The organism is Streptomyces plumbidurans (assembly GCF_019857225.1).
Classification (GTDB): domain Bacteria; phylum Actinomycetota; class Actinomycetes; order Streptomycetales; family Streptomycetaceae; genus Streptomyces; species Streptomyces plumbidurans.
This window is the reverse complement of the sequence record NZ_JAFJSY010000020.1, coordinates 1-12,024: the sequence shown is the minus strand read 5'-3', so window position 1 is coordinate 12,024 and position 12,024 is coordinate 1. Positions and strand designations below refer to the sequence as shown.

General features: G+C 70.7%; 13 protein-coding genes. 8 read left to right on the top strand and 5 right to left on the bottom strand.

What is annotated here, in order from left to right; all coding sequences use genetic code 11:
• Positions 1–44: 44 nt before the first annotated feature.
• Entirely contained in the window at positions 45–899 is an 855-nt protein-coding gene (locus JYK17_RS15860; protein WP_222810590.1) for a class I SAM-dependent methyltransferase, read from the bottom strand.
• 75 nt (positions 900–974) lie between these two features.
• Between JYK17_RS15860 and JYK17_RS15855 the strand changes: the two genes are divergently transcribed.
• On the top strand, positions 975–1,412 hold the full coding sequence (locus tag JYK17_RS15855; RefSeq protein ID WP_108009248.1) for a helix-turn-helix domain-containing protein: 438 nt from the start codon (positions 975–977) through the stop codon (positions 1,410–1,412).
• Between the two features lie 12 nt (positions 1,413–1,424).
• Here JYK17_RS15855 and JYK17_RS15850 read toward each other — a convergent pair whose 3' ends face one another.
• From JYK17_RS15850 to JYK17_RS15840, 3 genes are all read right to left on the bottom strand, one after another.
• Positions 1,425–2,384 (bottom strand): class I SAM-dependent methyltransferase, encoded by a 960-nt coding sequence (locus tag JYK17_RS15850; protein WP_108009246.1) that lies wholly within the window; start codon positions 2,382–2,384, stop codon positions 1,425–1,427.
• Between the two features lie 40 nt (positions 2,385–2,424).
• Positions 2,425–3,231, bottom strand: coding sequence for an alpha/beta hydrolase family protein (locus JYK17_RS15845; RefSeq protein WP_222810589.1), 807 nt, complete (start codon positions 3,229–3,231; stop codon positions 2,425–2,427).
• An 81-nt stretch (positions 3,232–3,312) separates the two neighbouring features.
• Positions 3,313–4,446 carry a S1 family peptidase gene (locus JYK17_RS15840; protein WP_108009242.1) on the bottom strand — a complete coding sequence of 378 codons (1,134 nt, stop codon included), beginning with the start codon at positions 4,444–4,446 and terminating at the stop codon, positions 3,313–3,315.
• Positions 4,447–4,798: 352 nt separating this feature from the next.
• Here JYK17_RS15840 and JYK17_RS15835 point away from each other — a divergent pair, with 352 nt between their 5' ends.
• From JYK17_RS15835 to JYK17_RS15805, 7 genes are all read left to right on the top strand, one after another.
• On the top strand, positions 4,799–5,914 hold the full coding sequence (locus JYK17_RS15835) for a Gfo/Idh/MocA family protein (RefSeq protein ID WP_108009240.1): 1,116 nt from the start codon (positions 4,799–4,801) through the stop codon (positions 5,912–5,914).
• Positions 5,911–6,849: a DUF6807 domain-containing protein gene (locus JYK17_RS15830; RefSeq protein WP_222810588.1), complete on the top strand. Its 939-nt coding sequence runs from the start codon at positions 5,911–5,913 to the stop codon at positions 6,847–6,849. Before JYK17_RS15835 ends, JYK17_RS15830 begins: the two co-directional genes overlap by 4 nt.
• On the top strand, positions 6,843–7,598 hold the full coding sequence (locus JYK17_RS15825) for a cupin domain-containing protein (RefSeq protein ID WP_128803934.1): 756 nt from the start codon (positions 6,843–6,845) through the stop codon (positions 7,596–7,598). Before JYK17_RS15830 ends, JYK17_RS15825 begins: the two co-directional genes overlap by 7 nt.
• A 74-nt stretch (positions 7,599–7,672) precedes the next feature.
• Positions 7,673–8,956 (top strand): ABC transporter substrate-binding protein, encoded by a 1,284-nt coding sequence (locus JYK17_RS15820; RefSeq protein WP_222810587.1) that lies wholly within the window; start codon positions 7,673–7,675, stop codon positions 8,954–8,956.
• Positions 8,953–9,897: a carbohydrate ABC transporter permease gene (locus JYK17_RS15815; RefSeq protein ID WP_128803935.1), complete on the top strand. Its 945-nt coding sequence runs from the start codon at positions 8,953–8,955 to the stop codon at positions 9,895–9,897. The genes JYK17_RS15820 and JYK17_RS15815 overlap by 4 nt, the downstream gene beginning before the upstream one ends.
• Positions 9,894–10,769: a carbohydrate ABC transporter permease gene (locus JYK17_RS15810; RefSeq protein WP_128803936.1), complete on the top strand. Its 876-nt coding sequence runs from the start codon at positions 9,894–9,896 to the stop codon at positions 10,767–10,769. The genes JYK17_RS15815 and JYK17_RS15810 overlap by 4 nt, the downstream gene beginning before the upstream one ends.
• 5 nt (positions 10,770–10,774) lie before the next feature.
• The gene (locus tag JYK17_RS15805) at positions 10,775–11,404 is read left to right on the top strand and encodes a hypothetical protein (RefSeq protein WP_108010107.1); all 630 of its coding nucleotides are present in this window, start codon (positions 10,775–10,777) and stop codon (positions 11,402–11,404) included.
• Here the strand turns inward: JYK17_RS15805 and JYK17_RS15800 are convergent.
• Complete coding sequence (locus JYK17_RS15800) at positions 11,383–11,844, bottom strand: VOC family protein (RefSeq protein ID WP_108009228.1); 462 nt, start codon at positions 11,842–11,844, stop codon at positions 11,383–11,385. The genes JYK17_RS15805 and JYK17_RS15800 overlap by 22 nt on opposite strands.
• Positions 11,845–12,024 lie beyond the last annotated feature (180 nt).

Genomic DNA, 12,024 nt, shown 5'->3' with positions numbered 1-12,024 from the left:
CTCACTATGCGACAGCGGTGGGGGTCCGGGAAAGGGCGTCTGGATCAACGAAAGGACGACCCGTGGGCGTCGACGACCCAGCAGGCCGCGGTGAAGCGGACGTCCTCGCCCTCGACGAAGGGGTCGAACGCGGCGCGGACCGTTTCGACGACCCGCCCGCGGGTCTCCTCGTCCAACTCGCCCAGCACCTGGCTCACCGGACCCAGCCGCGTGATGTAGCGGAGCAGCGCGGACTCCGGCAAGACGCACTCGACGTCGACCGGCCGGAGGTCGACCCCCGCCCAGCCGCCCTCCGTCAGGATGCCGCGCACCCTGTCGGCATCCGCGAAGGCGAACTGCCCCGGCTCGTCCGGACGACGGGTGGGCAGCCCCGGCACCAGCGGTGCCGCGGCGCGTTGGGCCGTCGTCATGAACGGGTTCTCCGCAGGACCGCGCCACACGATGAGCCGCAGCCGGGCCCGGTCCGTCGAGGCACGACGCAAATTGGCGAACGCGCGGACGGGGTCGCTGAAGAACATCACGCCGAAGCGCGAGACGACGGCGTCGAAGGACGCGGGCTCGAAGGCGTGCTCCTGCGCGTCGGCGTGCACGAAGTCCGCCGCTGTGGCCTCGCGCTCGGCGCGCTCGCGAGCGGCGGTGACCAACGGCCCGGAGATGTCGACGCCGACGCAACGGCTCGCGGGACCGAGCCGCCGGGCGAGCGCCAGCGTGACACCGCCGGCACCGCAGCCGACATCGAGAACGCGGCCCGGCTTCTGCGCGGACACGGCATCGACGAGCAGGGTCTCCAGAGGCCTGAACATCCCGTCCAGGACCGGCTGCAACTCGACCCATGCACTGCCACCGGGTCCGTTCCAGCGAGCTGCCTGCTCGTCGTCGTTCCTGCGCGCGCTGACCATGATCGCCTCCCTCTCCTTGCCTTCCTCCGGCCGGGATGACACCGTGCCACTTCAAGTCGACTTGAGGTAAAGAGCATGACAGAGCTGGACATCGCCGAGGTGGCGCAGCGCGCCGGACTCCCCGCATCGACGCTGCGTTTCTACGAGGAGAAGGGGCTGATCTCCTCGGCAGGCAGGCGGGGTCTGCGCCGCCAGTACGACCCCGGAGTACTGGAGCGGCTGGCGCTGATCGCGCTGGGGCGCACCGCCGGGTTCTCCCTCGACGAGATCGCCCGCATGTTCGCACCGGACGGAGAGCCGGCCCTCGACCGTGAGATGCTCGCCGCCAAGGCCGACGAGCTGGACAGGACGATCCGTGAACTCGGCGTCCTGCGCGACTCCTTGCGGCACGCGGCCGCCTGCCGCGCACCGAGCCACGCCCAGTGCCCCACCTTCCGCCGCCTGTTGAAGGCGGCGGGCTCGGGCACCGTACCGAGAAAACGACGTCCGCCGATCCCTGCGGCCCGTGACTGAGCGGAGCCCGATTCAGGTTCCGGCCAGCTGGAAGTGCCAGATGACCTCCACCGGCACCGCCTCGTTCGCCGCTTCGGCGGCCTCGGGCACCAGGTCGGCCAGACACCACGGCCAGAGCTCCCACGGCCCCGGTTCGCGTCGGCGCGACGAGTTCTGCGACTCCGACGAGTTCTGCGACCGCGACGAATTCCGCGACTTCGACGCATTCCGCGCCGAGGAGTTCTCCGAGTCCTCCGCCGTGCGATTGAGCGGCTCCTCGCACCGCCTCACCTGAAGCCCCACCGGCAGCGCGGCCCGAAGGTAGTCACCGGTGGGGTGCCGGTAGCTCTGGAGACGGCCCCGGGTCCCGTCCGGCAGACGCACGGGCGGAACCATGCCCCGCCCCACCCACTCGTGATGCATGTCCGAGATCACCAGATGACCGCCGGGGCGCAGCACCCTCGCGAACTCCTCCATCACCGGCGGCAGTTCGCGTACATGCGTCAGGGCCAGGGAGCAGACGACCAGATCCACGGAGTCGTCGGCCACGGGCAGCTCTTGCAGGGTGCCCGGCCTGAAGTCACCGCCGGGGACGCGTTCGCGTGCCCGCGCCAGCATGTCCGGCGAGCTGTCCACGCCCACCACCCGGTGGCCGCGCGGCGCCAGCAGAGCCGCCATCCGCCCGGTGCCGCACGCGGCGTCCAGAGCGTCGCCGGCCGGCAGCCCGCCGAGGATCTCCCCGATCACCGGCTCGTCGAAGTCGAACGCCGAGTTGGGGCCGTCGTACGTCCGCGACCAGATCTCGTAGCCGTCGACCGTGCCGACGTCGACGACATCGACCGCCGCACCGGCCAGTGACGCGTCGTCGAGCAGCTCCCGGATCTCGGCGAGCCGAGCCTCGGTGAACGCACGGTCACGCCCACCGGTGAACGACCGCAGCAGCGCCAGCCCTTCGAGCCCGATCGCATACGCCAGCGGATCCTCATACGTCACACGGCGACGCTAACCACAGCCGCGACCCGCCACCACCGAATTAGCGGTCGCCCGCACCACGAAGACGGCGGCACACGAAATCACGCCAGAGCGTGACGGCGGCGGGGTCCGTCTCGCTGTGTCCGCCGTTGTAGCAGAGCAGTGCCTTCTCCCGTGATCCAAGGGCATCGAAGAGGGCGAGCTGGCCGTCGTGCGGAAAGATCTCGTCGCGCCACTGAAGGTGGAACAGAGCGGGAGCGACGATGCGGCCCGCGTCCGCCGCCACGCGTTCCGGCACCTCCAACTCCCGGTGCAGGGCGGACCCTTGCCGTAGGCCGAACTTGCCGAGGACGACGCAACGGAGCCGGTCGCGGAGGGCCGCCGCCAGGGGAATGCCGAAGCGGGTCGCCATCGACATTCCGAGGTAGGCGAGACGGTCACCGTCCACGACGCCCTGGGCCGCGAGGGAGTCCACGCACGTCCGCCAGTCGTCCGTCATGCGATCGAGGACGACGCCGATCCCCTCCGCGACGATGCGGGCCTGGTACTCCGCGGGGGACAGCGGACCGTCGGGGACACGGTCGCCGTGATAGGGACCGTCGATCGCCAGCGCGGCCACCCCGGCGGACGACGCGAACCACCGGCCCAACAGCACGACCCGCTCGCTTCTCTTGTGACCACTGCCGCCATGTCCCAGCAGCACCAGGGGAGGAGCCGACGAGCCGACGGCCGGGGAAGGCAGCCACAACACCCCCGGAACGGCGCCGACTTCACGACCGAGACGGAACGCCCGCTCCACACAGCCGCCGTCCACCGTCCTCCGCCCGGCGCACTCGATCACGTCCCGCAGATCGACCGCGTCACTCATGACCCCGGACCCTCCGACATGGCGAACGGGCTTCGCCAACTCCATTCCCCGCGAAGCCCGTTCAGCGTAAGCAGTGCTACGTCACGCCGTCTGCAGCGTCAGCCCGTAGCGGTTGAGGATCTCGTTGATCGGCTGGTACCAGGTCTCACCGCCGGAGGTGCAGTTGCCCCAGCCGCCGGAGGTGACCCCCTGGGCCTGGTCGCCGCTGATGAAAGAGCCGCCTGAGTCGCCGGGTTCGGCGCACACGTTGGTCTTCGTCATCTCATGGACGGCGCCCTCGCTGTAGTTGACCGTCTCGTTCTTCGCCAGGATGTTGCCGCAGTGCCAGTGCGAGGTGGAGCCGGAGCGGCAGATCGACGCGCCGACGGGGGCCTCGGCGGAGCCGCGGACGAGCTGGTCGGAGACCGTGCCCCAGCCGAGCACGACCGGCACGGTCCACCAGCCGCTGCCGACGTTCACCCAGGAGTAGTCGTTGTCGGGGAACGACGAGCCCTGGAAGTTGCCGACGTAGGAGTGGTCCCAGCCGTACACGGCACCGGCGTGCACGTCGCAGTGCCCGGCGGAGACGAAGCCGCCGATCACCGAGAAGCCTATGGAGCAGCGGACGTTGCCGGTGTAGTAGGGGTCGCCGCCCACGGTTCCGGCGGCGAGGGTCTTCGGTGCCTCGGCGGTGTGCTTCACCGTGACCGGGCCCGCTTTGCGCGCCTTGGCCAGGAAGGCGCGGACATCGTTGTCAGCCCGGTGGGCGGTGACGACGTCCACGACGACCTTGTTGGTCTTGACGTCGACGTACCAGTTGCTGACGCCGGACGGTGCGGACAGGGCGTCGATGCGTGCCTTCGCCGCGTCGAGCTGCCGCGCGCTGTGCTCCACGAGGCGTACGGACGCCCCCGTGGCGCGTACGGCATCGGTGTCCGCGCCGCGCGTGACGGCCACGGTCAGCTTGCCGTCGGCGGCGTCGAACCACGAGCCGCCGTACGCCGAACCGGCGGCGCGCTTGGCCTTGCGCTCCACGGCCGTGGCGGTCTTCTCGGCGGCCAGGCGTGCCACGGCCTGGCTCTTGGTCAGGCCCAGGTCGTGCTGCATCGCGGACAGCAGCTGGGCGGAGGCGGGTGCTTCGGTGGAGTGCGCGGTGGAGTCGGTGGCGGAGGCCGCCTGACTGCCGACGGCCGCCCAGGTCCCCAGGAGGAGGGCTGCGGACAGGGTGGTGCGCATCGCTGTTGTGCGTCTCAAGGCAGTGGCCCCTTCGTTGTTCCAGCAAGGTGGGGGTGGAACAGCAGAACTTTGAGAGCGCTCTCACACATGCGCGGCAGAGCTTAGCCGCAGATCATGAGCAGGTCCATGCCAATGCAGTGACCGGGTTGTGGGGCCGGTGTGCGCGGCGAGCGGGTCTCGCCGCCCTCGGTCCGGTCACCGCTCGCATTTCGGCGCAATGTGCCCGTGACCAGCCGCCGGACCACAGGATCTACTGCAGGGGGGTTGTCCAGACATGGGCCCGCACCTAGCCTCGCTCCGAGTGCAAGCGCTTTCTGCTCGCGTTGATCGTCGTACGTCCGAGGAGCGCCGTATGCCCCCACGCCCCCACCGCCGCTCGGTCGCCGTCGTCGGCACCGGCGGCATCGTCAGCAGCAGCCATCTGCCCGCGCTCAGAGCACATGCCGACCGGGCGGAACTGGTCGCCGCCGTCGATGTGGACCGCGGCCGGCTGGAGGCTTTTCGCGAGCGGGCGGGCGGCGAGGTCGCCGGGTACACCTCGATGGCCGAGATGCTGGAGGCCGTACGGCCCGACCTGGTGCTCATCGGCACACCGCCGTCCCTGCACCGGGAGCAGACGATCGCGGCGCTGAAGACGGGCGCCTGGGTGCTGTGCGAGAAGCCGCTGTGCCTCTCGCTCGCCGAGTACGACGAGATCGCGGCGGCCGAGGAGTCGTCCGGGGCCTACGCCTCGGTGGTCTTCCAGCACCGCTACGGCTCCGGCGCGGTGCACGCCCGCGAGCTGATCGCCGACGGTGAACTCGGCGCCCCGCTCGTCGCGCACTGCCAGACCACCTGGCACCGTGACGCCGCTTACTACGCCGTACCGTGGCGGGGCCGCTGGGCCTCCGAGGGCGGCGGCCCGACCATGGGCCACGGCATCCACCAGTACGACCTGCTGCTGCATCTGCTCGGCCCGTGGGCCGAGGTGCGGGCCATGGCGGCGCGCCTGGTGCACGACACCGAGAGCGAGGACGTCTCGACGGCACTGGTCCGTTTCCGCAACGGCGCCCTCGCGACCGTCGTCAACAGCGTCCTCTCGCCCGACGAGGTGAGCCGCATCCGCGTCGACTGCGCCGACGGCACGATCGAACTCACCCATCTCTACGGACACCGCAACGACGACTGGGTCTACACCCCCGCCCCGCACGTCGCCCCCGAACGCGCCACCGCCTGGCGCACCCCCGCCGCGGACGTCCCCAGCTCGCACGCCGCCCAGCTCGGCGCCCTCCTCGACGCTCACGACAACGACGTACGGCCGCCGGGCAGCGGCCCCGACGCCCGCGCCACCCTCGAATTCGCCGCCGCCCTCTACAAAGCGGCGTTCACCGGACTGCCCGTGCACGCGGGCGAGATCGCACCGGGCGACCCCTTCCACCAGGCCATGCACGGCGACCACCCCCACTGGGCCCCCAAGGAGCGCGCATGAGCATCCACGTCCAGCACGCCCACGGCGACCACATCGCGGTCGCGGCGCCGGACGGCACCGAGATCCTCCGCTACGTCTACCGACCCGACCCCGACGCCTTCGAGTCGCGCAAGCCCTACGCCCACCCCCTGCGCACCCTCGGTGGGCGCACCGTGACCGGCTACCGCCCCAGCGACCACCGCTGGCACAAGGGCCTGCAGATGACGGCCAGTCACCTGTCCGGGCAGAACTTCTGGGGCGGCAACTGCTATGTCCACGGCGAGGGTTATCAGCGGCTGCCCGAGCGGGTCGGCTCGATGCGGCACGACGGCTTCCCCGAGTTCACCGTCGAGGACGACCGGCTCGCCTTCACCGAGGCCCTGACCTGGGTGGAGAACGGCGGCGCCGAGTGGGCGCGCGAGGTGCGCCAGATCACCGTCCACTCGGTCGACGAGGAGGCCGGCGCCTGGGCCCTGGACTGGTCGATCGAACTCACCAACGTCCGTGACGCACCACTGGTGTTCGGCTCGCCCACCACGCACGGCCGGGAGATGGCCGGCTACACCGGACTGCAGTGGCGCGGCGCCCGCGACTTCACCGGCGGCACCGCCTTCGGCGCCGACACCGACGGGGGAGCGGGCGCGGACGCGGGCAAACTGATGGGCACGCAAGGTCCCTGGCTGGCCTTCACCACCGAGCACGACGACGTCGACGCGCACTCCACGCTCGTCTTCGCGCACGCGCCCGAGAACCTCGACGCGGCGGCCGCGATCCACGAGTCGCACTGGTTCGTGCGCTCCGAGCCGATCCCCACGGTCGCGTTCTCCTGGGCGTTCTTCGAGGAGTTCGAGCTGCTGCCCGGGGCGTCCTTCGGCTACCGCTACCGGGTCGTCGTCGCCGACGGAGCCTGGGACCGCGACCGCGTCGCCGACCACCTGGAGGGCCTGCCGTGGTGAGCGAACCCGAACTGCCCCACCCGCTGCCCGGCGCGGTCGGCCTGTCCCACCTCAGCGCCTACGACTGGGAGGCCGCCGACGGTGTGTGCGGCGGCAGCCCGCATCTGCATCTGGTGTGCACGGAGGCGTACGTCGTCACGGGCGGCCGCGGGGCGGTGCAGACACTCAGCCCCGACGGCTACCGGGACATCCCGCTGCGGCCCGGCTCGGTCGCCTGGTTCACCCCGGGCACCGTGCACCGCATGGTGCAGGGCGGCGATCTGCGCATCACCGTGCTGATGCAGAACAGCGGACTGCCCGAGGCCGGGGACGCCGTCTTCACCTTCCCGCCCGAGGTGCTCGCCGATCCCGAGAGGTACGCGGCCGCCGCAACGCTGCCGCCCGGTACGGGAGTCGACACGGAGAAGGCCGCACGCCGGCGCCGGGATCTCGCCATGGAGGGCTATCTCGTCCTGCGCGAGGCGCTGGCGGCGGGGGACAGCGGACCGTACCTGGAGTTCCAGCGGACGGCGGCCCGGCTGGTGCGCGACAAGGTGCCGCACTGGCGGGAGTTGTGGCGGGCGGGCGCCCTGGCCACCGCCGAACGCACCGGCGCACAGCTCGACGCACTGGAAGCGGGCGAACCGGCCTATCTCACCGAGGCGACCGCACACGAGAGCGCACCCACAAGGCTCGGCGGTTACGGCATGTGCGGTCGCCGCGACGAGTACGCGCTGCCCGGCACGACACTGCCGTACGAGGTCAAGTAAGCGCAAACGCAGGGTTATTGAGGGAGCGTCAGCAGAGCGATCGAACAACGATTAGAGGAAGAGGTGACCTCGGCATGCCCGGGCACAGGACAAAGGGGTTCTGCGCATCGGCCGCGGCACTGGCGCTCTGCGCGGTGCTGGCCGGATGCGGGGGATCCGGGGACGCGACCGGCGGCGGCAAGATCGTGCTGCGCTACACCTGGTGGGGCAACCCCGACCGCGCGGCACGCACCGAGCAGGCCGTCGCCCTGTTCGAGAAACAGCACCCCGGTGTACGGGTGCAGACGTCGTTCTCCGGATACGACGCCTACAAGCAGAAGCTCGCCATCCAGGCCACCGGCGGCGACGCACCCGACGTGATGCAGCTCGACTACCGCCAGATCGACCAGTACGCCTCCGGGCACGTCCTGCTCGACCTCGGCAAGGTCAAGAGCGCCCTGCGCACCGGCGAGATCGACGCGGGCCTGCTCGCCACCGGCCGGGTGGACGGCACCCTGTACGCCGTCCCCCAGGGCCGCGGCACCGAGACCCTCGTCTACGACGTCGCGACCTGGAAGGCGTCCGGGGTGCCCCTGCCCAAACGGGGCTGGACCTGGAGCGAGTGGGCGGACGCCATGCGCGCCCTGGCGAGGAGGACCGGCAAACCCGGAGCCACCGACCCCGGCCAGAGCGAGGACGCCTTCGAGGTGTGGCTGCGCGGCCGGGGCAAGTCCCTCTACACCAAGAGCGGCTCCCTCGGCTTCACCGCCTCCGACCTCACCCGCTGGTGGGCCTTCGCGGACCGGCTGCGCCGGGAGGGCACGGTCTCCAAGGCCGAGCAGACCACACAGCTCGACGGCACCGTCGAGAACACCCCGCTCGGCCGCGGCACGGCGTCCTCCGACTTCAACTGGGACGCCCCGGCCAGCGGTTACCTCGCCATCGTCAAGGGCGGGGTCGCGCTGGCGCCGATGCCGTCGGGCGCGGACGGCACACCCGGTCAGTACTACAAGCCGTCGATGTTCCTCGGCGTGGCCGCCGACACCTCCCACCCGAAGGAATCCGCCGAACTCGTCGACTTCCTCCTCAACGACCCGCAGGCGGCGAAGATCCTCGGCGCCACCCGCGGCATCCCCGTCAACGAGACCATCCGCAAGCAGACCGCCTCGCAGCTCAAGGACTTCGACAAGACAGTCGCCGACTACCAGGCGTCGCTGGAAGGCACCCTCAAGGACCCGCCGCAGGCCCCGCCCTCCGGCGACAACGCCCTGCAGACCACCTTCGCGCGCGACTACGACCAGGTGTCGTACGAGCGCATGTCGCCGCGTGAGGCGGCCGAGAACTATGTCACCGAGGCCAAGGCGGAGCTGAGGTCATGACCACCACCGACATCCCCGCGCCCACCGCACGCCCGCCCCGGACCGCCACCCTCCCCAAACGCCGCCCCAAGCGCGAACGTGAGGGCGCCGCCTGGGTGTTCCTCTCACCCTGGGTGCTCGGCGCGATCGTCCTGACACTGCTGCCGATGGCCGTCTCGCTGTATCTGTCCTTCACCGACTACGACCTGTTCAACGCGCCCCACTGGGTGGGACTGCGCAACTACACGCAGATGTTCACCGAGGACCCGCGCTACTGGCGGTCGGTCACCACGACCCTGACGTACGTCGTCATCGCCGTACCCCTGCAACTCGCGCTCGCCCTCGGTGTCGCGCTCGCCCTGAAGAACATGAGGCGCGGCAAGGGCTTCTACCGCTCCGCCTTCTACGCGCCCTCCCTGCTCGGCGCCTCCATGTCCATCGCCCTGGTCTGGCGTGCGATCTTCAACGACGGCGGCACGGTGGACAACCTCCTCGGCACCGGCGGCTGGATCAACAAGCCAGGCTGGTCGCTGCTGGCCGTGGCACTGCTGACGGTATGGCAGTTCGGCGCGCCGATGGTCATCTTCCTGGCCGGACTGCAGCAGATCCCGGCGGAGCTGTACGAGGCGGCGGCCGTGGACGGGGCGGGGAAATGGCGGCAGTTCGTGTCCGTCACCGTGCCGATGCTGTCCCCGGTGCTGTTCTTCAACCTGGTCCTGCAGACCATCCAGGCGTTCCAGGTGTTCACGCCCGCCTTCGCGGTCAGCGGCGGCAAGGGCGGCCCCGCCGACTCGACCCTCGTCTACACCCTCTACCTCTACGACCGCGGCTTCGTCGCCTCCCACATGGGCTACGCCTCCGCCATGGCCTGGGTGCTGCTGATCGTGATCGGCGTCGTCACCGCGGTGCTGTTCCGCACCTCACGCGCCTGGGTCTTCTACGCCTCCGAGGGGGAGCGATGACAGCCACAGCCACAGCCTCAACCGCCGTGCCCCGCAAGCCGGTTCGCCGGGGGCGCCTGGCCGTCCACCTCGGCTGCCTGGTCGCGCTGCTGGTGATGCTCTACCCGCTGGCGTGGCTGCTCGCCACCTCCCTCAAGCCGGCCGACGAGGTCATCGCGAGCCTCGACCTGCTGCCCGGGCACCTGGAATGGTCCAACTACAAGACGGCCCTGGACGGCGTGAACGACGTGTCCATCTGGCGGCTGCTCGGCAACTCGCTGCTGATCGCGGGCGGTGCGGTCGTCGGCAACGTGATCAGCTGCTCGCTCGCCGCCTACGCCTTCGCCCGGCTCCGATTCCGGCTGCGCGGGCCGCTGTTCGCGTTCATGATCGCCACCATCATGCTGCCGCACCACGCGGTGCTGATCCCGCAGTACATCATCTTCAACAAGCTCGGCCTGGTGAACACCTACTGGCCGCTGATCCTGCCCAAGTTCCTTGCCACGGAGGCGTTCTTCGTGTTCCTGATCGTGCAGTTCATGCGCGGGCTGCCGAGGGAGCTGGAGGAGGCGGCGCGGATCGACGGGTGCGGGCCGTTCCGTAGCTTCTTCCAGGTGATCCTGCCGTTGACCCGTCCCGCGCTGATCACCACGGCGATCTTCACCTTCATCTGGACCTGGAACGACTTCTTCACCCAGCTGATCTACCTCTTCGACCCGGACAAGTTCACGCTGACGCTCGCCCTGCGGTCGTTCGTGGACGCCTCCAGCCAGTCGGCGTTCGGCCCGATGTTCGCGATGTCGGTGATCGCGCTGCTGCCGATCGTGCTGTTCTTCCTCGCCTTCCAGCGGTTCCTGGTGGAGGGCATGGCCAGCTCCGGACTGAAGGGGTGAGCGCGGTGAGCCGAGCGCAGACCAGGGAGCCGGGCGAGGTCTTCGGCCCCCGTATGACGCTGTTCGCCGACATGCTCAGCGTCGGCCTCGCCACCGCCGCCGCGTGTCTGCCGCTGCTGACCGCACCGGCCGCGCTGTCGACGGCCTGCGCGGTGCTGCGCGGCGTCCGGGAGGACCAACCCGCCACCGCGGGACGCTACTTCGCCCTGCTGCGACGGCGGCTGCGGGTGGGCGACCTGGTGGCGGGACTCGTCGCCCTGGCGGGCGCGCTGCTGCTCGCCGCCGACCTGGCCCTTGCGGGCGCCGGACTGCCGGGAGCGCCCGTCTTCGCCGCGACGGCCGCCGCGATCGGCGCCTGCGCCACCGTGATCGCCCTGCGGGCGTGCGCCCGCCCCGAGTCCCTCACGGACTGGCCGGCGGCCCTGCGCGAGGCCGCCCGGGACGCGGCACGGGACCTGGGCGGCAGCGCCTTGGTCCTCCTCGCGGTCGCGACGGCCGCCGTGTGCGCCTGGATGCTCGTTCCGCTCGCCTTCCTGGCACCCGGCCCGCTCGCACTGGCGCTCACGGCGGTCGACATACGGTCCGCCCGGCCCGCCGCGGCCTACGGCGAGCCTCAGCGCGGCTCTCCCGCGTAGGTGCCGAAGTACCACCGGTTGCCCTCCGGGTCCCGGGCCGCGAAGTCCCGGGAGCCGTACTCGGTGACATGCAGATCGGTGCTGATCTCCGCGCCTGCCTCCTTGGCGCGGGCGTGCACGGCGTCCGGGTCGGCGGTGACGACGTAGGCGCTGAAAGAACCGGGCGGCGTCGGCCCGTCCAGGGCCTCCGCCTCCTCACGCACGGAACCCAGCATGACCCCACCCCCCTCGGGCCAGCTCAACTGCGCATGATCGACCCGATCCCCCTCGCCGTAGACCACGGTCTCCTCGAAGCCGAAGACGTCGACGAGGAAACGGATCAGGGCGCGGGCGTCGCGGGCGCGGAAGGTGGGCCAGATTTGGGGGGCGGGGGGCTGCTTGGTGGTGTCGGGTTTGTCGGGTGCGTCAGGTGTGTTGGGTGTGTTGGGTGTGTCGGTCATGGTGATGCGCCTTCGTGTTGCGGGTGGCTGCCCGGCTCGGCCGGTTGACCTGACCAGGTTCGCGCGGGTGGGTGGCGGCCGGATTGGATGTTTCGGAACTCCAGCGGCTGCCGGCTGCCGGCTGCTCGGTGTGCAGGCGGTCAGGGCCGATGATTTGCGGGTGAGGCGCGACTGGTCTGC